The organism is Paenibacillus sp. Pae15 (genome assembly GCF_024519685.1).
Taxonomy (GTDB): Bacteria; Bacillota; Bacilli; order Paenibacillales; family NBRC-103111; genus Paenibacillus_G; species Paenibacillus_G naphthalenovorans.
This window is the reverse complement of the sequence record NZ_JALJRM010000019.1, coordinates 82,958-104,092: the sequence shown is the minus strand read 5'-3', so window position 1 is coordinate 104,092 and position 21,135 is coordinate 82,958. Positions and strand designations below refer to the sequence as shown.

Below are 21,135 nucleotides of genomic sequence, written 5' to 3'. Positions count from 1 at the left end.
TAATTACTTCGACAAACCGTTAGGAAGATCCTGTTAGTTATTCATGCCGCCGTAGAAAAAAAACGTTGACGCACTGCCAATATTTTACTATGATGATGTCGAGTTTATTCGTAATTATTACTAATTTTCAAATTCTGGACGAAGTCGTCCACATTCTGCACCATATCGGAGGGTTGTTCCAATGAATCAGGAGATTGATTTCGTCAAATGCAGTCCCGCAAGCAACATGACGATTCTTATCATGGGCGAGTTGCCCGCCGATCAGCATGCCCACATCGCCTCCCAGATCATGGACTATAGCCATCTCTGCGCGGAGCAAGTCGGTTTTGTCGAAAAGCCGACCCTTCCCGGCTGTGCCGCCAAACTTCGGATGGCAGGGGGCGAATTTTGCGGCAATGCCTGCCTTGCACTCGCGGCGTGTCTAGCGTCGGAGCGAACGCTGCGGCCAGGCGAAACTCTGGAAATGCCGCTGGAGGTGTCGGGCGCGGAGTTTCCCGTGTTTTGCCGCGTGGAGAAATTGGACAGGGACTATATGTGCGAAGCCGGCATGCCGATTCCAACCGCGGTAGAGAACGCCGTCATCCCTTTCGAAGGTTTGCTGCTGGAGCTGGGTATCGTCCGTTACGGCGGCTTCTTCCATCTGGTCATCGACAACGAGCGCTTCGCGCTTGAGCCGGCTGCAGCCGAACGACTGGCGAAATTGCTTGGCGTCGTGTCGGGGGATAACTTGGTCGGCGTCATGCTGTACCGTCCCTCCTCGCGCGAGCTTGCTCCGCTGATCTACATCCCCGCGCTCGGCAGCTTGATCTGGGAGCGAGGCTGCGGCTCGGGAACGGCTTCGGTGGGTTGTTACCTGGCCTGGAACGGCCGCGACTCTGTAGACGTGCCCGTGCATCAGCCAGGAGGCATCATTCATGTACACGTTAGCTGGAACGGAGGGGAGATCACCGGCGTGACCATCGAATCCGCCGTCGGCATCGTCGCCAGAGGCAAAACTTATGTCGACGATTGCATCCAATATTCATTACAAGGAGGAAACGGATAACATGGAACTTCTATATCGATCATTGCTGCAATTTCGCGACAAATTCGTACAGGCAGCCGCGCAATATGACGGCATCTCCCGCAACAATCATGAGCTGCAGCAAACAATAGACGACTATTCCGCCTTCATCACCGATGCGAACAATCAACGGTTATGGGCGGAGCTTAACCCCGGAGACGTTCAGGAGCTCCATCCGCTTGTGATGCAACTGCGGGACATATCGGCGCGTTGCGTCGCCATTATGGAAAAATATCGCGCGCTCAAGCTGCTGCATGGCGGTGATGACAGGCATGAGTACTTTCATCACATTGAGGCTTCCATCGAAAAGGAATTCGGGAGCTTCACGGTAACCGCCGATTCCAAGATGTTGTTGATTGGCTCGGGTGCGTTCCCGATGACGCCGTTGCTGATCGCCAAACGAACAGGCGCCGAGGTGATTGGTATCGACATTGACCGGGAAGCCGTGGATTTGGGCAGGAAGGTCGTCGAACGACTCGGCCCGTATCTGCCCATCCGGCTGGAGAACGTTCCGCTGGAGCGGCTGCATGATATCGGCACGGTTACGCACATCATTATCAGTTCCACGGTGTCCGTCAAATACGAGCTCCTCGACCTGCTGCATGAGGCGACTCAGCCGGAAGTCGTCGTAGCTATGCGATACGGGAACGGCTTGAAGGCGCTCTTCAACTATCCCATGGAGGAAGTGGATGACGGCAAATGGCAGCTCAATGAAACGACGGTACGGCCGGGACATGTATTCGATGTGGCGTTGTACCGCAAAGCGCCGGCTCCGGCCCCGGCAAGGGAGGTCTTGAGATGAACCTTCTTCGCAGCGTTCTCATCGCAGGAACAGGCCCCGCAGCCGTACAACTTGCCGTGCTTCTCAAGCGATTGCGGAACAGCCACGTGGGCATCGCCGAACGAAAGTCCGTTCTCTCCGCTCCATTCTTCGATGCGCTTCGCTGGAACGGCGGGACGGTTGCCGTCGAAACAAGCGGTCCGCAACATAAAGCGCTTCAAGGCGAGTGCCGCGTGGACGCCGTGTTCCAGGATTTGGGAACCATTGAGGAACAGTGGGATACGCTCATATTGGCGGTAACGGCGGATGCTTATGTGTCCGTGCTCGCGCAGCTACCGCCACGGCTGCTGCACAGCTTGCGCTGCGTTGCGCTTCTCTCCCCGACTTTCGGCTCGGGCGCGCTCATCCGCCATTATCTGAAGGAACAAGGCTGCGACGCCGAGGTGCTCAGCTTCTCCACCTACCTGGGGGACACGCGACGGACGGGCGATAAGCCGCCAACCCATGTTCTGACGACGGCAGTCAAACGCAAGGTGTATGCGGGAGCGGCGGGATGGCCCTCCGAGTCCGTGGAGACGTTCCGGCGATTGTACGAAGATGCGGGCATCGCGCTGGAACCGCTGGATTCGGCGCTTGCGGCCGAGACGCGCAACATCTCGTTGTACGTGCATCCGCCTTTGTTTATGAACGACTTCTCGCTCGGCGTCATTTTCAGCGGCCAAGCCATTCCGAAGTTTGTGTACAAGCTGTTCCCGGAGGGCCCCATTACGCCCACTCTCATACGGGAAATGCTGGAGCAATGGAAGGAGATATCCGCTCTCGCCCGGATGCTTCGCTTGGAGCCGCTCAACCTGCTGCAATTCATGGTCGACGATAATTACCCGGTCAGGCCGGAAAGCTTGTCCCGCCAGTACATTGACGGTTTCCCCGAGCTAGATCCCATCCATCAGCAATATTCGTTATACGTTCGTTACGCGTCCCTGCTGATCGATCCCTACTCGGAGCCGGATCGGGACGGCCGGTACTTCGACTTCTCCGCCGTTCCGCTCCGCCCCGTGTTCGTCAATCAGGAAGGAGCCTGGGATATTCCGAGAATGCCGAAGGAAGATTATTACCGGATCAAAATGATACAAGGCCTCTCTCGCGCAGCCGGCTTGCCTTGCCCGACCATCGACGGGTTCGTCGACCGATATGAGCGGCACTTGCTAAGCGCAGCGGAGTTGCTTACGGGCCGTCCATTGTCGGAAGCCTTTACGCCCCAAAGCTTCGAGGGCGATGTCCGGCGCATCTGTGCGGAGCTGCTTCAGATCGACGCTGCCAAGACCTGAGCCGGAGCGGAGCAACCACACAGAACGAAAGCATGGCCGCCCAGATGGATGAGCGGCCATGCTTTTTGACGTTTTGAGCGTTTCTAGCAGGCTAATGACGACGGTTATCATATCACTTCCATCATGACAGCTCCAAAGCGCGTAAAGCGTTTGCCATATCCTGCTTGGAGAAATGATCGCCGATAAATACGGAAACGTTCGATGTCTCTACATCCGAACGTATCGAAAATATGTCCAGATCGCCATGGGTATATTGGAATAAGCTCGGAAAAGCTCGTCCCGCAAACCGGATCAGCCCCTTGGCCCGGTACACATTCGGCGGCAGCAAGGCAAGGAAGCCTTCAAACGCTTCCCGTTCCACTTCCTTCTCGAAATAATGAGTATATGGTGTTAAACGAAATTAGCGCCCTCACTGATATACTCACACAATAAGTTTTATGGCCTTTTCAGGTTTTCATTATCGAGGTTCGGACATCTAAGGTTGCATATGACGAATTCCTTCGAAGCCGCATTACATAACTATCCCTTTATCCAGATAGTGATTGATCAATTACTATTGATCGCTAAAATAGAACCGTTTCTTCTTTGCAGCGCGCGAACCGTGGCCGAGATTCCCTCTTCAAAAGACGTCGCCCGCACTGGTCCAATCAGCCGCTCATATTTGTCCCCGCTCAGCGAGCCTAGTCTTGCCCTTCCTTGTATGAGGCTGTTTCGGATGCTCCTTTGTAATTGATCAATCACTTACTATATTGCAATGTATCATATAGTGATTGATTGGTCAATCACTAATTTGAATTCAATGTTCCCGCCCCTCACTTTTCCTTCAATTCGGGCATGTCCAGCGCCAGCGCAATGTTGCAGATCATCCCCCGGGCCAGAAACAGCATCGTCCGTTCCTTGGCATTCGGAATGCCAGCTTTGGTGAAAGCGTCCAGCACCATGCGGCGGACTTCCCCGAGTCCATTGCGCATCGCTTCTTGGATCGAGTCTTCCCGGATCGTCTGTGCCTGCATCTGAAGCAGAACCTCATTCTGGTAGGAATCCAGAATATCCTCATAGGCCTGAATAAGGCCGGTCTCTAGTTGTTCCGGCGAAGCGGATTCCACAACCTTGCGGAAGGATTCGATCACCCGCGACCAGGACACCTCCAGCGCCGCAAGTAACAATGTTTCTTTGGTTGAGAAAAACCGGAATATATAGGGCTGCGAAATCTTGGCCCGTTTCGCGACTTGTGCCGTCGTGGCCCGGAAAAATCCGATCTCCGCAAACACTTCGATCGCTGCGGATATGATTTCCGATTTGCGGTTTACCGAGATCGTCTCGGACTTTGACATCGGATTGACGCCTCCTTCGCAAGTTAGTGATTCAGCAATTATGTTATTATACAAGAAAAATACCTTGGTATCAATTCAGCATCATTCCCGACGTTTCAGGAATAGAAAAACGGAACAGGTCCCCAGCGTTCGCCGGGGACCATGCCAATACTTTTCCTTTATTTATTCAAAACACTACTTCAAAACCCTCAGAGTGGGTGCTTCGTTTTCAGGAAGAGCTGACTTTTCAAGCACTTCGATCTTGTCCTGCACCTGCTTGATGAGCTCTTGATTGAATTCCAGTGCGGACTTATATTCCGTATTATAACTGATGCCGAGCAGCGCTTTATCATACCGGGAGAAAGTCATTAAAGCCATTTCCCCATTTTCGCCCGTGATATCCATTGAAATCGTCGGATCATTGTTGCTGTAGCCCTGGCCGTTGTATTCAACCGACTTCACAGCGCTATGAACAACGTTATATTTTTCCGCCAGTTTTTTTGCCAGCTCAACATATTCCTGCGGATTTTTAGCAAGGGCCGAATCAAAGGCTACTGAAACCTTTTCATCCAGCGTTCTGCTGCGGCCTATGGTAAATAATTCACCTGTTACAGAGTCTACGGAGAAATAATAATTGCGCTCGCCGTTGATCAGCACATCCGCATACCACCTCGAACGGGGAAGGCCTTCGTTTGCCTGTTGATAGCCCATTTCAATGACTTGGCCCTCTAAGTTCAGGTCAAATACCTCCCAAAGGGCCTGGGCGCCAATCTCCGCTGCTTCTTCTTTTGTTAAATCCTTGCTGGTTGGCGTTTGGTTGCGGTAGTTTTCAAGGTCAATGGCTCCCACCATATAATTGGCTTTTTTGTAGCCATCCGGCAAGCTGTTTGGTGCCGCTTGGAACGGACCGGCTGCAGCATTCGCATATTTTGTAGGGATCACATGGGTTTGTTTGAACTCCGATACCGTTACTGCCTGTGTAAATCCCTGGAACAGTAAGGTGTTGGCCCCAATGATCACTGCGGATGCGAATATGGTTTTTTTCAAGCTTTTCATTTGAATCACTCCTTCATCGTTATGTTTGTGATCACATTAAGCAGTGTAAAATGGCCGGATTATCGAATCATCATCAAGTTATTATGAAGTTGTAAAAATGATTTTTGCTGTCGTTCCTTCGCCGGGTTGGCTCGTAAACTCCAGTTCCGCGCCATGACGCAGAACAATCTGTTTACAGATAGCAAGGCCTAATCCGGTGCCGCCGTCCCTGCGGTTTCGTGAATTCTCCGCGCGGTAAAAGGGCTCGGTAATATGCCGGAGTACTTCGGAGGTCATCCCTTTACCGTTATCCTGGATGTAAACCGTTTTCTTTCCGGCTTCCACGACGGCACGCACGATAATATGACCGCCCGTACCGCACGCCTTTATCGCATTGTCGATTAGATTGATAAACAGACTTTCCAGCAAGCAGGCATCTCCCCAAAGAACATCCATTTCACAAAGAAATTCCATTTGTATTTCTTTTTCCGTAAGCTTATTATGCAGTGTCTGCTTGACCGATTGAAAAGAGCGGATACGTTTTGCGCTTCCCAGGCGATCTGATCATTCTTAAGATTTGCCAGTTCGAGTAATTGATTGGCCATGATCTGCAATCGCCGGCTTTCCGACATAATATAGCTGATCGCGGATAGCCTGTCATCCTCCGTCAGGGCCGCCTTTTGCATATATTCCGCATATCCGTAGATTGCGGTCAAGGGTGTACGGAGCTCATGGGCAAAATTATCAATAAACTGTTGCTTTTTTTCTGCGGCGGTGATCAGCTCCGTCATTTGACGCTGGATTTCCTCAGCCATATGATTGAAGCTTTGAGCCATTTCGGAAAGCTCATCATGACCGGATACCGGAAGCCTGGTTTCGTATGCGCCGGCCGCGATCTTGCGGGAGGTTTGAGAAATCTGCAACAAGGGCTTGAATATTCGATTCAGAATGAAAAGAAGACCTGAAGCATGCAAACCGGAAAGAATCAACCCCGCGAAAAACAGCATGTTTTTCATTTGTTCCCATGCGGTGATGGCATCCGACGCATCGTAAAGATAAACCATAGTATAGACCTCATACGGCGCAGGAAGCTTTCCCGAAACAATGACATAGGTGCTGTCATCTGATTTTTGTATAGAAGCCAGTCGGTTTCCGTCCTCCGGCGGCTCCATGAAACGGCTCTGCAATACGATTTCCTGCCGATTGGAATAGACAAGCTGATGGCCCTTGTAAAGCGCCAGATAAACCTTTTTATCCCCGGACAGATAACGGTATGGCTGGAGCAGAGAATCTAAAGAGCTCTTAATATCAATTCCGCGGCTTTCCACAGCATGAAAATCCTTTGTAAGCGCTGAGGTGATAAAATAGTGTTCGCGCAAACTTCTTTCTTCCGCACGATGAACCGTATCTTTGAATGTAGTGACACAAATGATGAATATTCCAAGATTGAAAGATAACAGAAAAAGGACAAGTGTTGTCAAAAAGGTCCGGTGTTTCATTGGTTTACCTCCAGGCGGTAGCCCAGCTTGTAGACCGTTTTGATCATATTCTCCCAGCCCAATTTTTTACGCAGCTTTTGGATGTGAACATCAATCGTACGGGTATCGCCTTCATAATCATAGCCCCACACTAGCTCCAGAAGTCTTTCTCTGGACAATGCAATATTGCGGTTTTTTACCAGCACCTCTAACAATTCAAATTCTTTAGGGGTGCATTCCACAAGCTGTCCCATATAGAATACCTGGCGGCTGTCAAAATCAATCCTCACAGCCCCCGCTTCAAAGCAACTTTTATTTTTTTGGGTTCGCCGCAGCACTGCTTCTACGCGAGCCAATAGTTCCAACATTTCAAAGGGCTTGGTCAAATAATCGTCAGCCCCCATAGAAAAACCCTTAATGCGATCGGATAAACTGCTGCGTACCGTTAAGAAAATCGTGGGCGTTTCGTGTACTTTTTTAAACACTTCAAACCCGTCAATTTCAGGAAGCATGATATCTAAAATGATCAGATCATAGGTATGGCGTTCTATTTCAGAAATGGCCGTTTTTCCATCAAAAACAGAAGTGCAGTGATGCCCTACAAGCTGCAAATTCCTTTTGACCAGTTCATTGATCGATATTTCATCCTCAACAATTAAAATGGCCGCCAATACGGCTCGCCTCCTTTTTCTGCAATCATATTATTATTGTTTTGTTATAGAGTTGTAAAAGCGGGTCATGGCGATTGGCACCACAACAATATTACCGTTGGATAGGTTTGCGTCCATTCACTCTATTATGACGATCGAAAAGGAAGGATTTCTCCAGCATTCTGAACTTAAACCAATCAAGGAGTGAATCCATTGAAGCAGGAGGAACGCAGACAGCAAGCCATACAATTGCTTCTTGATTCAACGAAAGCGTTAATACGAGAAAAAGGGTCAATGCCCGAGATACACTTTACGTGTTGTTGGCTGTGACCCCTCAGCCCCCCAACAAAATAAAAAAAGATCCTTATCTCTAGTCATCTATGGACCAATGAGATAAGGACCTTATGCTTTAAGCTCCTAAATGAATCTTACGCGCGGGAAATGTATTTGCCTTCACGCGTGTCGATCAGGAGGACGTCGCCCTCGTTGATGAAGAGCGGCACCTGTACGTTCAGGCCGGTTTCGACCTTGGCGTTCTTGGTCGCGCCGGTTGCGGTGTTTCCTTTGATGCCCGGTTCGGTTTCAACCACTTTCAGCTCAACGCTGTTCGGCAGGTTAATACCGAGGATTTCGCCTTGGAAGCTCATGATATTGATCATCATGTTCTCGCGGAGGAAGTTCAGCTCCCACTCGATTTGCTTCTCGTCCAGGGTGATTTGATCGAACGTTTCCGTATCCATGAATGTATGCTCTTTGCCGCTGGCATACAGGTATTGCATTTGACGGTTCTCGATGTGGGCGCGGCTGACGTTCTCGCCGGCACGGAAAGTGCGCTCAACGATGTTGCCGTTACGCAGGTTTTTCAGCTTGGAACGGACGAACGCAGCGCCTTTGCCCGGTTTTACGTGTTGGAAGTCAATAACGGTGAACAAATCTCCGTCTACTTCGATGGTCAAGCCTGTTTTAAAATCGTTAACTGAAATCACTACAAATACCTCCCTGAAAATGTGAGCAGACGGCAGTCCCGAAGAAAACGCGGAAAACCCCGCGGCACAAACAGCTTGCCGCTACCTAGATGAATAAAGTTATGGAATCACGATCAAGTCTTTGCTTGATTGTGTTAACCTACGATTGCCTGTGTCTGTAATGACGATATCATCTTCAATGCGGACGCCTCCAAAGCCAGGTATATAGATACCGGGTTCCACGGTAACGGTCATTCCCGGTGCAAGAACCGTATCTCCTGTTATGGAGAGCCGCGGCGCCTCATGAATTTCCATACCCAAGCCGTGTCCGGTGCCGTGACCGAATAAATCGCCATAGCCGTAGCGCTTGATCACGTCACGTGCGATAGCATCCGCCTCACGTCCGGTCATGCCGGGGCGAATCCGGTCCAGCGCCTCCAGCTGAGCTTCCAGCACGATGTTGTAGATCTCCCTGTGCTTGTCCGTAGGCTTGCCGAGTACGACCGTACGAGTAATATCGGAGCAGTAGCCTTTATAGTAGGCTCCAAAATCCAGCTTGACGAATTCATTCGTACCAATGACTTTTTTGCTGGCCTTGCCATGAGGCAGGGCGGAGCGTTCGCCAGAGGCCACGATCGTTTCAAAGGATGTCGAGGCAGCGCCATGGGCACGAACATACATCTCGATTTCAAGCGCAATATCGAGCTCCTTCATGCCTGGCTTCAGTATACCGAGGATGTACTCAAACGTCCGATCGGCCAATTCTGCCGCTTCCTGCATGACCGCAAGCTCGCCTTCGTCCTTCACCATCCGAAGAGTTTCAACGACGAAGTCCGTCGGAATGAGCTCTACGCCGCCAAGAATCCCGGCACAAGCCTGATACACACCGTAGGTCATGTCGTTTTGCTCGAAGCCGAGCTTGGTCAGGCCCGCATGAGCCAGAAGCTCTTTGACCGTCTCCATAGCTTTAGGCGCATGCTCAATAACTTCGTAGCCGACCGCCTGCTGGGGCGCCTGAGTCATGTAGCGGAAATCCGTAAGCAGAATAGCCCGGTCTTCCGTGATCAACACGTAGCCTGACGATCCGGTAAACCCTGTCATGTACATGCGATTGGTTGCATTCGTAATGAGCAGCGCCTGAAGCCCTTGCTCCTGCATCAGACTGCGAAGCCGCAGAATCCGTTCCTCCTGCATCCGCTATCCCTCCGAACGTTCAATATATTGGACCAATGCGTTGAGACCCAATTCATAACCGTACGCGCCGAACCCTGCAATTTGACCGATCGCTACCGGAGCGATCACGGAAACATGACGGAACGATTCCCTTTTATGAATGTTGGAAATATGTACTTCAACCACCGGTATATTGACAGCACTTACGGCATCGCGGATGGCATAGCTGTAATGCGTAAAGGCACCCGGGTTGAACAGGATACCGTCCTTTGTCCCGTAAGCCGCGTGAATGCGATCAATCAGTTCGCCTTCATGATTGGACTGGAACGCTTCAAGCCCTACTCCAAGCTCTTCCGCCAGCTTGGACAGCCGGTCCGTTATCGATTGAAGCGACAGCGCACCGTAAACACCCGGTTCCCGAATACCGAGCATATTCAAATTGGGCCCGTTCAATAACAGTATTTGTTTCATCCGATTTCCCCCCAACCGATCAAACAGCACATACCTATCTATTTTACCATACTTTTCTCCGGTTTGAGAACTTTCATCAATCCCCGCGTTAATGTGATAAATAACCGTTAATGGGGTGTCGGCTGATTACGTTTATTGTCGAACGGTTCACGTATCCGCTCATCTGTAAATTCAAAGCTGATGGAATACCCTATGAACAAGCCCCACAGTAAAAACAAGCTGCAATCGGTCAAAATCGTATTCCAACCCAGCAAGGTGATCCGGTCCATCATACCGGTGAGCGGTCCAATGAACAAATACAGGACAGCCCACCATACGAGGCCGTAGCCCAGACCATACCAGGGGCCCTTCGCTTTGGCAAGCAGCAGCGTATACAGTATGGCCGCGGCTATAGAGAAAAGGATATAAGCCCCCCACCCCAGAAGAGTGCCCTGCCATGTCATAAGGTAGGAATGCCTGTAGAAGGGCTCGATCAAAAAAGCCGGAGACAGCGAGGTAAAGTGAAAATAGTGCTGGACGATTTTCAAGCCGCCCCAGAACAATCCTGCAAAAAAACCGATGTACAGCGAAAAAAACCACTTATTGGTTACGGGTTTCGTTTCATTATCATTCGCATGCATTCCGCTGAGCCTCCCGTTGTACATTCCGAATAATCCTTAGTATGTTCAAAAGTCCCATGGATAAACAAGTAGCATTATCCGATCCGATTCGTTACAATAAAGCTGAAGGATTCCTGTTCCTACACCATTCCTAACTTATTCAAATCAGAAGAAGGTGCATCGTTTTGTCGGAAAAGCAGCAGAATGCGATTTACGGCGGCCAAGCCGTCATTGAAGGCGTCATGTTTGCAGGTCAAAAGGTTCATGTAACGGCAGTACGCCGTAAAGATAACACCATTCATTTTCTAGAAGTTCCCAAAAAAGAAATCGGCTGGGTCCAGACGCTCAAGAAAATCCCTTTCATCCGGGGCATTGTAGGAATCATCGAGGCAAGCGCAAAAGGCTCTCAGCATTTGAATTTCTCTGCTGAAATGTTTGCGGAAGAAGACAGCGGCACAAAGGAAGAAAAGAAGGAAACGTTCGCCAGCAAAATGACAATGATTCTTGGCGTCGCGTTCATAGGCATTCTTTCCTTTTTATTCGGCAAATTTGTTTTCACGCTTGTTCCAACGGCGATCGAACAGCTTTTGTTCGGTAAGATGTTCGAGAATCAAATCGGTCACAATCTGATTGAAGGCCTGATCAAAATCATTTTATTGATAGCTTATATTTATTTCATTTCCCTGACTCCCATGATCAAACGCCTGTTCCAATACCACGGGGCCGAGCATAAAGTAATCAGCGCTTACGAAGCCGGTGTAGAATTAACGGTAAGAAACGTACAAAAGTTCAGCACGCTGCATTACCGCTGCGGCAGCAGCTTTATCGTTTTTACAGTGATTGTCGGCGTGGTGATTTACTCGTTCTTTCAATATGATTCGTTCGTTGAGCGGATCATTCAGCGGATCGTTCTGATTCCCGTGGTTATTGGCGTCTCCTATGAGCTTCTGCGTTTTACCAACAGCTTGCGCGATGTTCCCGTACTGAGGTACCTCGGTTATCCTGGACTTTGGCTGCAGCTTCTTACGACCAAAGAACCCGATGATTCGCAAGTGGAGGTATCGATCGCTTCATTCAACCGCATGAGGGAACTCGATAAGCAAATGCAGGGTTAAACGCTTTTACAGTTCCATCAACAAAAGGAGGGTTTGGAATGAGACACCGCAACAGCACGATAGCCTATGTCATCTTCGCGTTGGTCGCCATCGGCATTTTGTTCACCGTTCTAACCAGACCGGGTACCCTGATCATCCCGCTTCTGGTCTTCGGGAGCATCTTCTTGCTGTACAAATACCCGCCTAGCCGCTGGCGCAGCAGATCGAAATCGTTCAGTCCGCCCCGGTTCAGCAGCAGTAAAACCAAGCGCAGAAACGCCACCTTCCGGGTGATCAACGGCAGCAAGGACAGTTCCGACGAACCGCCCAAATACCACTAAAATACAGAGTCGTTACCCTGCAGCAGGTCATTTGAACCTGCTGTTTTTTATGCGCGGGCTCTCGGATCAGCATCTTTATTTTGCCGCATCATCCGGCATACGTGGGTCACATAGTTCTGCTTGTAGTCCGTAAGCTTCCACTTGCCGAAGAAAGCGCGCGTTGCTTGCAGGCCGGATTCGAACAGTTCCAAGCTTTGCTCGGGAGTAATATCGAAGTCGGTATTGCTTACACCCAGCGTCGGGATTTTAACCGTACGGAAACGGTTATGCTTTTGAATATACCGTTCGTCACGGGCATCCAGCATCGTCGAGAAAAGCGCGCGCATCATACTAAGCGGACCGTAAATTTCATTCGGCTTACCCGAACCGCGGCCTACAAGCTGAAATCCGAGGGTAGGGATCATCTGATCCAAAGACGGCTCCTCCTCTGAATCAAACAGCCAAAGCGGAAAGTTGCTAAGCAGCCCTCCATCCACTATGTAAACGAATTGATCCGCAAAATTTTTATCGAAGCGCATCTTTCGGTTGGCCGCTTTACGTATGATGACAGGATCGAAAAAATAAGGGATGCTCGTGCTCATCCGGACGGCTTTAGCCACCAGAAAACGTTTCGGATCCACCCCGTATTGGGCAATATCATCCGGCAGAACAAGCAGCCTGCGGCTGGAAATGTCAGAAGCAATAATCCGCAGTTGATTGTGTTTCAAATCCCCGAACGTTCGAATGCCTTTAGCCAGCAGCAGCCCGTAGATCCAATGCTCAAGCGATTCACCGGAAAACAGCCCTTTTTTTATAAACAATCTGGACAAGGGACCAATGAATTTGGTATCGAAAATGGCCGACCGCTTCAAAAAAAAGCGGAATGGTGTAGCCTCGATCACTTCCCGCAACTCCTCAGCCTTATATCCGGCCGCTACCAAAGAAGCGACGATGGCACCTGACGACGTTCCCGCCACCTGATAAAATTGGTGACCCAGCTCCTCCACACCGGCTACCGCACCGGCCAGAGCAATACCTTTTACTCCCCCGCCTTCGAATACGGCATTGATTCTCACCCCGCATCCCCTCTTCCCGCAAACAGTCTCACAGAGTATGTATGAGAGTACAGATTGTACATATGCGGGCGTCCAATAAAATAAGCCCCGACAACATTATGTCGGAGCTTTTCTTACGCCTCTTCCAATTCTCTTTTGAGCCGCATTAAATCCTCGGCCCGGGAGGCATCCCGTTTAAAATATTCCAGCAGCGTCTCGATGCAGGTGATGGATTCCCAGCTGAGATGATGCTCAATACCTTCTACATCTTTATAAATATGCTCATCGGAAACGCCGATCAGCGTCAAAAACTCTTCCAAAAGATGATGTCTGTCTACCAGCCGCTTGCCGACTCTCTGTCCTTTGGATGTCAGTACCAGACCGCGGTATTTCTCATAAATCAGATAATTATCTTTATCCAGCTTCTGAATCATCTTGGTTACTGAAGAAGGGTGAACCTCCAGCCCCTCGGCAATGTCGGATACGCGAGCATAGCCTTTCTCATCAATTAATTTATATATTTTTTCCAAATAATCTTCCATGCTCGGTGTGGCCATTGACGTTCCTCCTGTACTCCAAGACAATCTCGTTTATTTTAATGATACACTGTTTCTTTTTCACAAGGCAAGTCCCTTAGAATGTCCGACTCACTCGTCATTTCCCATGTGTGAGAACTGGCGGGAAGGGTACCCTAAGGTCATTATAAGCGTTCTTTACTATATCACAGCAGCCATAGTGAAGCAAGCCCAAGATCATTTTGAAGGAGGTAAACCATGGCAACCGTGCTGTCTCCGCCCGTTCGGGGAACGCAATTGTTTATTCCCGAGCTCGTTTACTTTGAGCCGGATGCATTGGAATATCCCAAAGGGCAAAAAATCCTTGAATGGGCCAAGAAAGAAGGCTTGCCTATTCATATGACTACTTCGCACAACCGGATTACGAACCTGCCGGGCGAAGGCGAACTGGAGAAATACCGGATCGCCAAAAGAACGCTGGTCGTCGGGATCCGCAAAACATTGACATTCGATACGTCAAAGCCGTCCGCGGAATATGCCATCCCCATTGCGACCGGCTGTATGGCGCATTGTCATTACTGCTATTTACAAACCACCCTGGGAGCCAAGCCTTATATTCGCGTTTATGTCAATATGGATGATATTTTAAATCAAGCCAAGCGGTATATCGATGAACGGGCGCCGGAGATTACCCGGTTTGAAGCCGCATGTACTTCAGATCCTGTAGGTCTGGAGCATATCAGCGGATCCTTGAAGGAAGTCATCGAATTTATGGCGAAGGAACCGCTCGGCCGGCTTCGTTTCGTCACCAAGTTTCATCATGTCGAGCCGCTGCTTGACGCCAGGCATAACGGTCACACCCGTTTTCGGTTCAGTGTAAACGCTGATTATGTCATCAAGCATTTTGAACCGGGTACCTCGAGCTTCCAGGATCGGATCACAGCTGCGGGCAAGGTGGCTAAAGCAGGGTATCCGCTTGGCTTTATCATCGCCCCGATCATTTGGCACGACGGGTGGGAGGAAGGCTACGGCGAGCTTTTACGCAAATTAAAAGAAACCCTTCCGCCGGAAGCGACCTCTGATTTGACCTTTGAATTGATCCAGCACCGGTTTACCAAAACCGCCAAAAAAGTCATCCAGCGCCGTTATCCCAGGACCAAGCTGGAGATGGACGAAGAGAAGCGAAAATATAAATGGGGGCGCTGGGGACAAGGAAAATACGTATATCCTGACGAAAAAGCGGATGCGCTCAGAGCATACATTACCGAGCAAATCTTCACCCATTTTCCGCAGGCGAATATCGATTACTTTACCTAAAAGAACTCAGCCCATCCAGGCGGGGGTAATTTGCTGCAGCCAAATCGTAATCCTTGTCATTTGGTCGGTATAAAGCAGAATCCCGATGAAAATCATCAGCCCCCCGCCCACTTTCATCAAGGTGGAGGAATAGCGCAAAATCCAACGGGTCGAGCCGATAAAAAATGCCAGGATAAAAAACGGAATGGCAAACCCCAGCGAATAGGCGGTAATGAGCGGAAGCCAGGAATCAGGCTCTGTTGCCGCCAGCATGAGGATCGAGGACAGAATCGGACCAATGCACGGGGACCAGCCTGCGGCAAAGCCGATACCGATCAAAAGCGACCCGATATAGCTTGCCGGCTTGGTTCTTACCTTCATCTTATGCTCCCTCAGCAGCCACTGCGGCTGAAAGATACCCAGCATAAACAAACCCATGGCAAAAATAAAAATAGCGGACAGCTGCCGCATCAAATCGCGGTAGTCGATAAACAAATTGGCAATGGCGCTCGCGCCGAGTCCCAAGCTGTAAAACACGATCGAAAAGCCGACGATAAAGCTTAACGTATGGGTAACCATTTTAAACCGAATTTCACGCGTCGTTTGATCGCTTTTTAACTGATTGACCGAGACACCTGTAATGTAGGACAAATAAGAAGGATACAAAGGCAGACTGCATGGTGAAATAAAGGATAAAAAACCTGCCCAAAGCGCAATCCAGATATTCAATTCCACAGGTCATTCTCACCCCTTTACGGTACTAAGACCTTAATCCTCTTTTGACAAACAAAATGCAGATCAGCATGAAAATCAATACAAGCACGACCGTAGCCCCGGGAGCCAAATCCCAGATGCCCGCCGATGCCAAGCCGATCAGAACCGCCGTCTCCGCGAATAAAATCGACCAGAAGATCGAGTGCTTGAAGCTTCGTGCGACAAACAGGCTGCATGCGACCGGAATGGTCAGCAAAGAGGATACCAGCAGCGCGCCGACAATCTTGATCGAGACGCTGATCACCAGCGCCGTCAGCATCGTGATCATGATGTTATAGAAGCGCAGCGGCAGACCGCTGACTCCCGCCGCATCCTCGTCGAAGAACAGCAGAAACATTTCTTTATAGTTGATCAGCACAAACGCCGCGACAAGAACAGCTACGCAGCCGACCACCCACAAATCGGTGCTGTCCAACGTATAGATGCTGCCGAAAAAGTAGCTCATGACGTTAATGTTAAAGCCTTTGCCTATCGTAAAAAGAAACGTAGCGAGAGCTATACCTCCCGACATGATAATGGCAATCGACAGCTCCGCGTACGTTTTGTAGGCCTTGCGCAGCCATTCGATAGCAAAAGAAGCAAGCAGCGCAAATAACAGCCCTACTCCAATCGGGTACACGTTGATCAAGAACCCGAGGGCCACTCCGGCAATGGACACGTGAGCGAGCGTATCCCCGATCATAGACAGACGGCGAAGCACCAGAAATACCCCCATAAGCGGAGCCGTCAATCCGATCAGCAGGCCGCCAAGCAGCGCCCGCTGAAAAAAATATTCCGTAAATATATCCAACCCTTTTCTCTCCTATCTTCTGAACCAAACCTGCCGCCGCGCCGCAATGCTTATGTCAGTACTTCCATCGTTTCTCTGAGCTGCTGCATAGAGTGGGTCAGATCCGTTTCCCTGCAATTCTCCGGCTCATGCGTGTGCTTGACATAGAAAGACAATCCGCCGTTCTTCTGGGCCGGCTCGCTCCCGAGATACGATTTCATCATATCCATATCATGTGAAACCATAATAAATGTAATATGATGATGCTGGTGCATATGACGGATCATACGGAAAAACCCGGCTTGCGTCTCCGCGTCGATTCCCACAGTAGGCTCGTCCAAAATGAGCAGCTCCGGATTATTCACGAGCGCCCTGGCGAGAAATACCCGCTGCTGCTGGCCTCCGGACAATTGACCGATCCGACGGTCAGCCAGATCCTCGATCCGCATCGCATACAGCGCATCGTCGCATTTATTCCGCTGCTGCTTCGTCAGCCTCCGGAACATGTTTTTCTTTCCGAACAGGCCGGAGGTGACCACCTCCCGGACGGTTGCCGGAAACAGCGGGTTAAGCGCATTCTTCTGCGGTACATACCCGATCCGTTCCCAATCCCGGAAATCCTTGATCGACTGGCCGAACAAGCGAATCTCGCCGGAGGTGGGCTTCAGCAGGCCGACGATCATTTTGAGCAGCGTCGTTTTGCCGGCTCCGTTAGCGCCGATCAGGCCGACAAAATCACGCTCGAGAATCGAATAACTCAGGTTTTGAATCACCGTTTTATTTTCATAAGAAAAAAAGACGTCATCGATCGTAACGATCTCCTGATGACATCCGGATTGAGCATTGTTCAGCATAGCAAAGCTCCTTAGTCGAAGGTCTCCCTTCTATTGTAATGCTTTTAATAAATTATTCAAATTGTTTTGCATAATTGACACATAATCCTCACCTTGCTTGACCTGTTCCTCCGTCAGTCCTTCGATCGGATTGAGGACAAGCGTTTCCACTCCCGCATCGTTGGCCAGCGTCCGGGCCATCTTGTCGGAGACCAGTTCCTCAAAGAATATATATTTGAGCTGGTTGTCTTTTATGAATTTAAGAATGGCCTGCATATCCTTTGAGGTAGGCTCGGCGTCCGCCGTCAGGCCCATGATTGATTTTTGTACCAGGCCGTACTCCTTGGCCAAGTAGCCAAACGATTGGTGCGTCACGACGATTTCTTTCTTGGAGGTGCCTGCCAGCTTCTCTTTGTATTGGTTATGCAGCTCATCCAGCTGATCCGCGAGCTTTTTGAAGTTGGCTTCATAGTCCGCCTGATTCGCCGCATCCACTTTGATAAGAGCGTCTTTCACATTTTGCGCGATGATCTTGGCATTAACCGGGCTTAACCAAACGTGAGGATCCATTCCCGACTCATTATGTTCGTCTTGATGCTCATCCTCGTGCTCGTCTTGGTGCTCATCCTTATGGGCATCCTGCGCAGCGTCGTCATCATGTCCATCGCCTTTTTCCTCATGGCCATGATCATGTCCGTCCTCCGTACCCGGGATGAGCGTAATCCCTTTGCTTGCTTCCACGGCAGTCATACCGGACTTCTGATCCAGGCTGCTTAGCGTCTGATTGACCCAGCCCTCGAAACCCGCTCCCAAATAGATAAACAGATCCGCCTTGGACAAATTGGACATATCCTGACCCTTAGGCGACCAGTCATGAGGTTCAACTCCTGTAGGAACCAGATTGATGACATTCACATGCGCTCCGCCGATTTTGGAAGCAAAATCATACAGCGGATAGAAGCTTGCAACAACATTGATTTTCCCGTCCTCCATGGCTTGCTTCGGCTGGCTGCCGGTGCAGCCCGATAATGCGATGGATAGCATGAGAACAAGAATAAATGGTACAACCGTGCGTTTGTATATCTTTTGAAAAGACATCGGCAAGTCACTTCCCCCTTATGTAAATCGTAATTATTTTTATTATGAATCGACAACGATGATTATACCCCCCTCCCTGCCGGGTTGTCAACGGTAAATGTAGAAATTACGATTGAGCGGTCATATAAAAAAAGACCCTACGGCCGGCTGATCTAACCGGTCCGTAGCGTCAATTGATCGGAGAATGATTTATTCAATTTCAACCGTTCGCCGCTGAACCTTCAAGCAAAGTCCGGGCGCTTTGATACACGTTCCCGGATTCCGGTGATGAACAACCTTATTTGACCACGGACCCGTTCGGAATCGAATCGGAAACTGTCGCTAAAGTTAATTGATCCCCTTGAGAGGCTGCCAAAATCATCCCTTGGGACAGCTCCCCGCGCAGCTTGACCGGCTTCAGGTTGGTTACACAGATGACTTTGCGTCCGATCATCTGCTCCGGCGTGTAATATTGGGCAATGCCGGAGACGACCTGCCGCTGCTCGAAACCGAGGTCCAACTGCAGCTTCAGCAGCTTGTCGGCTTTCTTTACCGGCTCCGCAGCGATGACCTGCGCCACCCGCAGCTCCACCTTGAAGAAATCGTCGATGGAGATTTCCGGAGCCTTTTCCTCTTCCGCTTCACCCGTTGACGAGGTTGAGGGCGTTTCCGGTTCAGCCGCCTTCGTCCCTCCGCCCATCGAATTGGCGATATAAGCGATCTCTTTCTCCGCTTCAAGGCGCGGGAACATGACCTCGCCTTTGACCACTTGCGTGCCGGAAGGCAATGTTCCGAACTTGTAGATGGTCTCCCAACCGGTGAGGGACTCTCCTTCGATACCCAGCTGCCGCCACATTTTGCGGGGCGTTTCGGTCATGAACGGCTGCAGCAGTACGGAAACGATGCGCAGGGACTCCGCCAGACAGTACAGCACCGAACCAAGCACAGGCCGCTTGGCCTCGTCCTTCACCAGCAGCCACGGCTGCGTTTCGTCGATATATTTGTTCGTACGGCTGATCAGCTGCCAAATCAGGGTCAATGCCACGGAGAATTCAAGCTTCTCCATCGCTTCCTCCACTTTGGCGACCGAAGTGCGGACGGTCTCAATCAGGTTTTTATCGTATTCCGTAGCTCCCTCAATGTAAGGCTGCACGATGCCGTTAAAATATTTGTCGATCATCACGACGGTTCTGCTGAGCAGGTTGCCGAGGTCGTTCGCCAGATCAAAATTGACTCTTTCCACGAAGCTTTCCGGCGTGAATGTCCCGTCGGCTCCAAACGGCACTTCCCTCATCAGGTAATAGCGCAGCGCATCCAGGCCGTAGCGGTCAATAAGGGTGACCGGATCGACGACATTCCCTTTGGACTTGGACATTTTACCGTCCTTCATTAGGAGCCAGCCGTGGCTGAATACCTTTTTGGGGAGGGGCAGGTCCAGCGCCATCAGCATGATCGGCCAAATAATCGTGTGGAAACGTACAATTTCCTTGCTCATCAGATGCACGTCCGCAGGCCAGTACGTTTGAAAACGGCTTTCGTCCCCGCTGCCGTACCCAAGCGCCGAAATGTAGTTGGACAGCGCATCGATCCACACATAAATCACGTGCTTCGGATTACCCGGTACACGGATCCCCCAATCGAAGGTGGTGCGGGACACCGCCAAATCCTCAAGTCCCGGCTTGATAAAGTTATTGATCATCTCATTACGGCGAGATTCCGGTTGAATAAAATCCGGATTTTCCTCATAAAATTGGACCAGCCGGTCGGCATATTTGCTCAGCCGGAAGAAATAGCTTTCCTCCTTTACCCATTCCACCGGACGTCCGCAGTCGGGACATTTGCCGTCCACCAGCTTATTTTCCAGGAAGAACGATTCGCACGGCGTACAGTACCAGCCCTCGTAATGGCCCAGGTAAATGTCGTCCTGCTCCATCAGCCTGGCGAATATTTTCTCTACGGCTTCCTTGTGCCGCGGTTCGGTCGTGCGAATGAAGTCATCATAGGAGATGTCCAGCTTTTTCCACAAATCCTTGATTCCCGCGACGATATCGTCTACGAATTGCTGTGGCGTTTTGCCCGCTTCTTGAGCTTTGCGCTCAATTTTCTGCCCGTGCTCGTCCGTCCCCGTCAAGTACATGACGTCGTAGCCGCGTAGCCGTTTGTACCGTGCGACGACATCACCGGCCACCGTGGAATAGGCATGTCCAATGTGCAGCTTGTCACTCGGGTAATAAATCGGCGTTGTGATGTAAAAACTTTTTTTCTTCGTTTCGGACATGAAGGTTACCTCCCAAAATAGTAAATTGCAATCTTATTCTCTGCGGCAGCTTTATTTGTACAAAAAAAGCCCTCATCCCTTTGGGACGAGAGCTTCTGCTCACGCGGTACCACCCAACTTTCCCCGAACATGTTCGTTAGCAGACGGATGACCATCCGCTGCACGCCGTTCGAGGCTCAGCGGTCGTTGACGACCTTCCGTTAACGCCGGAATTACGATGAAAGCTAGCCAGAGGCATCTTGTCATGACCTGCGCACTTGTACGTGCC

Annotated in this window: 22 protein-coding genes and 1 pseudogene; 6 read left to right on the top strand and 17 right to left on the bottom strand. The window is 50.3% G+C overall.

Translation table 11 applies throughout. The features are described 5' to 3' along the window. The first annotated feature begins 181 nt into the window (after positions 1–181). The 3 genes from NR121_RS16550 to NR121_RS16540 are packed head-to-tail and all read left to right on the top strand — an operon-like array spanning position 182 to position 3,172. On the top strand, positions 182–1,045 hold the full coding sequence (locus tag NR121_RS16550; RefSeq protein ID WP_054818834.1) for a histidine racemase CntK family protein: 864 nt from the start codon (positions 182–184) through the stop codon (positions 1,043–1,045). Position 1,046: 1 nt separating this feature from the next. Further along, a complete protein-coding gene (locus NR121_RS16545) occupies positions 1,047–1,865 on the top strand; it encodes a class I SAM-dependent methyltransferase (protein WP_054818833.1) in 819 nt (272 codons plus the stop codon). Then, positions 1,862–3,172 carry an opine metallophore biosynthesis dehydrogenase gene (locus tag NR121_RS16540; protein ID WP_256831497.1) on the top strand — a complete coding sequence of 437 codons (1,311 nt, stop codon included), beginning with the start codon at positions 1,862–1,864 and terminating at the stop codon, positions 3,170–3,172. Before NR121_RS16545 ends, NR121_RS16540 begins: the two co-directional genes overlap by 4 nt. 121 nt (positions 3,173–3,293) lie before the next feature. Here NR121_RS16540 and NR121_RS16535 read toward each other — a convergent pair. The 10 genes and pseudogenes from NR121_RS16535 to NR121_RS16485 form a co-directional block, all read right to left on the bottom strand. Continuing rightward, positions 3,294–3,536: pseudogene (locus tag NR121_RS16535) on the bottom strand (CobW C-terminal domain-containing protein); the annotation flags it as partial. Positions 3,537–3,984: 448 nt separating this feature from the next. After that, the gene (locus tag NR121_RS16525) at positions 3,985–4,506 is read right to left on the bottom strand and encodes a TetR/AcrR family transcriptional regulator (protein ID WP_256831496.1); all 522 of its coding nucleotides are present in this window, start codon (positions 4,504–4,506) and stop codon (positions 3,985–3,987) included. Between the two features lie 174 nt (positions 4,507–4,680). Then, positions 4,681–5,541 (bottom strand): hypothetical protein, encoded by an 861-nt coding sequence (locus NR121_RS16520; protein ID WP_256831495.1) that lies wholly within the window; start codon positions 5,539–5,541, stop codon positions 4,681–4,683. Between the two features lie 81 nt (positions 5,542–5,622). Beyond that, entirely contained in the window at positions 5,623–5,949 is a 327-nt protein-coding gene (locus NR121_RS16515; protein WP_256831494.1) for a sensor histidine kinase, read from the bottom strand. Next, the gene (locus NR121_RS16510; protein ID WP_256831492.1) at positions 5,922–7,019 is read right to left on the bottom strand and encodes a sensor histidine kinase; all 1,098 of its coding nucleotides are present in this window, start codon (positions 7,017–7,019) and stop codon (positions 5,922–5,924) included. The genes NR121_RS16515 and NR121_RS16510 overlap by 28 nt, the downstream gene beginning before the upstream one ends. Then, positions 7,016–7,669, bottom strand: coding sequence for a response regulator transcription factor (locus tag NR121_RS16505; protein WP_054818831.1), 654 nt, complete (start codon positions 7,667–7,669; stop codon positions 7,016–7,018). The genes NR121_RS16510 and NR121_RS16505 overlap by 4 nt, the downstream gene beginning before the upstream one ends. A 407-nt stretch (positions 7,670–8,076) precedes the next feature. Beyond that, complete coding sequence (efp, locus tag NR121_RS16500; RefSeq protein WP_054818830.1) at positions 8,077–8,634, bottom strand: elongation factor P; 558 nt, start codon at positions 8,632–8,634, stop codon at positions 8,077–8,079. A gap of 99 nt (positions 8,635–8,733) precedes the next feature. Continuing rightward, positions 8,734–9,807: a M24 family metallopeptidase gene (locus tag NR121_RS16495; protein WP_256831491.1), complete on the bottom strand. Its 1,074-nt coding sequence runs from the start codon at positions 9,805–9,807 to the stop codon at positions 8,734–8,736. A 3-nt stretch (positions 9,808–9,810) separates the two neighbouring features. Beyond that, the gene (gene aroQ / locus NR121_RS16490; protein WP_054818829.1) at positions 9,811–10,257 is read right to left on the bottom strand and encodes a type II 3-dehydroquinate dehydratase; all 447 of its coding nucleotides are present in this window, start codon (positions 10,255–10,257) and stop codon (positions 9,811–9,813) included. A 107-nt stretch (positions 10,258–10,364) separates the two neighbouring features. Continuing rightward, on the bottom strand, positions 10,365–10,877 hold the full coding sequence (locus tag NR121_RS16485) for a YqhR family membrane protein (protein WP_074729867.1): 513 nt from the start codon (positions 10,875–10,877) through the stop codon (positions 10,365–10,367). Positions 10,878–11,041: 164 nt separating this feature from the next. Here NR121_RS16485 and NR121_RS16480 point away from each other — a divergent pair, with 164 nt between their 5' ends. Continuing rightward, a complete protein-coding gene (locus NR121_RS16480) occupies positions 11,042–11,971 on the top strand; it encodes a DUF1385 domain-containing protein (RefSeq protein WP_256831490.1) in 930 nt (309 codons plus the stop codon). 38 nt (positions 11,972–12,009) lie between these two features. Continuing rightward, a complete protein-coding gene (locus tag NR121_RS16475) occupies positions 12,010–12,291 on the top strand; it encodes a hypothetical protein (protein WP_062408995.1) in 282 nt (93 codons plus the stop codon). Between the two features lie 47 nt (positions 12,292–12,338). On the opposite strand, the gene NR121_RS16470 is transcribed toward NR121_RS16475, so the two are convergent. After that, the gene (locus NR121_RS16470) at positions 12,339–13,346 is read right to left on the bottom strand and encodes a patatin-like phospholipase family protein (protein WP_062408996.1); all 1,008 of its coding nucleotides are present in this window, start codon (positions 13,344–13,346) and stop codon (positions 12,339–12,341) included. A gap of 113 nt (positions 13,347–13,459) precedes the next feature. Then, positions 13,460–13,882 carry a transcriptional regulator MntR gene (gene mntR, locus NR121_RS16465; protein ID WP_054818827.1) on the bottom strand — a complete coding sequence of 141 codons (423 nt, stop codon included), beginning with the start codon at positions 13,880–13,882 and terminating at the stop codon, positions 13,460–13,462. 216 nt (positions 13,883–14,098) lie between these two features. On the opposite strand from mntR, the gene splB reads away from it, so the two are divergent. Continuing rightward, positions 14,099–15,157: a spore photoproduct lyase gene (splB, locus tag NR121_RS16460; RefSeq protein WP_062408997.1), complete on the top strand. Its 1,059-nt coding sequence runs from the start codon at positions 14,099–14,101 to the stop codon at positions 15,155–15,157. 6 nt (positions 15,158–15,163) lie between these two features. Here the strand turns inward: splB and NR121_RS16455 are convergent, their stop codons facing one another. The 5 genes from NR121_RS16455 to metG form a co-directional block, all read right to left on the bottom strand. After that, positions 15,164–15,871, bottom strand: coding sequence for a cytochrome c biogenesis CcdA family protein (locus tag NR121_RS16455; protein ID WP_062408998.1), 708 nt, complete (start codon positions 15,869–15,871; stop codon positions 15,164–15,166). 25 nt (positions 15,872–15,896) lie between these two features. Next, a complete protein-coding gene (locus tag NR121_RS16450; RefSeq protein ID WP_062408999.1) occupies positions 15,897–16,700 on the bottom strand; it encodes a metal ABC transporter permease in 804 nt (267 codons plus the stop codon). A 50-nt stretch (positions 16,701–16,750) separates the two neighbouring features. Beyond that, on the bottom strand, positions 16,751–17,533 hold the full coding sequence (locus NR121_RS16445) for a metal ABC transporter ATP-binding protein (RefSeq protein ID WP_054818825.1): 783 nt from the start codon (positions 17,531–17,533) through the stop codon (positions 16,751–16,753). Between the two features lie 30 nt (positions 17,534–17,563). After that, positions 17,564–18,610, bottom strand: coding sequence for a metal ABC transporter solute-binding protein, Zn/Mn family (locus tag NR121_RS16440; RefSeq protein WP_054818840.1), 1,047 nt, complete (start codon positions 18,608–18,610; stop codon positions 17,564–17,566). A gap of 277 nt (positions 18,611–18,887) precedes the next feature. Next, positions 18,888–20,867 (bottom strand): methionine--tRNA ligase, encoded by a 1,980-nt coding sequence (gene metG / locus NR121_RS16435; protein WP_062409000.1) that lies wholly within the window; start codon positions 20,865–20,867, stop codon positions 18,888–18,890. Positions 20,868–21,135 lie beyond the last annotated feature (268 nt).

Excerpts from the sequence above, each read along its gene's own strand:
- NR121_RS16550 (WP_054818834.1), top strand. The coding sequence starts at position 182 with ATGAATCAGGAGATTGATTTCGTCAAATGCAGTCCCGCAAGCAACATG.
- NR121_RS16545 (WP_054818833.1), top strand. The coding sequence starts at position 1,047 with ATGGAACTTCTATATCGATCATTGCTGCAATTTCGCGACAAATTCGTA.
- NR121_RS16540 (WP_256831497.1), top strand. The coding sequence starts at position 1,862 with ATGAACCTTCTTCGCAGCGTTCTCATCGCAGGAACAGGCCCCGCAGCC.
- NR121_RS16525 (WP_256831496.1), bottom strand. The coding sequence starts at position 4,506 with ATGTCAAAGTCCGAGACGATCTCGGTAAACCGCAAATCGGAAATCATA.
- NR121_RS16520 (WP_256831495.1), bottom strand. The coding sequence starts at position 5,541 with ATGAAAAGCTTGAAAAAAACCATATTCGCATCCGCAGTGATCATTGGG.
- NR121_RS16510 (WP_256831492.1), bottom strand. The coding sequence starts at position 7,019 with ATGAAACACCGGACCTTTTTGACAACACTTGTCCTTTTTCTGTTATCT.
- NR121_RS16495 (WP_256831491.1), bottom strand. The coding sequence starts at position 9,807 with ATGCAGGAGGAACGGATTCTGCGGCTTCGCAGTCTGATGCAGGAGCAA.
- aroQ (WP_054818829.1), bottom strand. The coding sequence starts at position 10,257 with ATGAAACAAATACTGTTATTGAACGGGCCCAATTTGAATATGCTCGGT.
- NR121_RS16485 (WP_074729867.1), bottom strand. The coding sequence starts at position 10,877 with ATGCATGCGAATGATAATGAAACGAAACCCGTAACCAATAAGTGGTTT.
- NR121_RS16475 (WP_062408995.1), top strand. The coding sequence starts at position 12,010 with ATGAGACACCGCAACAGCACGATAGCCTATGTCATCTTCGCGTTGGTC.
- mntR (WP_054818827.1), bottom strand. The coding sequence starts at position 13,882 with ATGGCCACACCGAGCATGGAAGATTATTTGGAAAAAATATATAAATTA.
- splB (WP_062408997.1), top strand. The coding sequence starts at position 14,099 with ATGGCAACCGTGCTGTCTCCGCCCGTTCGGGGAACGCAATTGTTTATT.
- NR121_RS16445 (WP_054818825.1), bottom strand. The coding sequence starts at position 17,533 with ATGCTGAACAATGCTCAATCCGGATGTCATCAGGAGATCGTTACGATC.
- NR121_RS16440 (WP_054818840.1), bottom strand. The coding sequence starts at position 18,610 with ATGTCTTTTCAAAAGATATACAAACGCACGGTTGTACCATTTATTCTT.
- metG (WP_062409000.1), bottom strand. The coding sequence starts at position 20,867 with ATGTCCGAAACGAAGAAAAAAAGTTTTTACATCACAACGCCGATTTAT.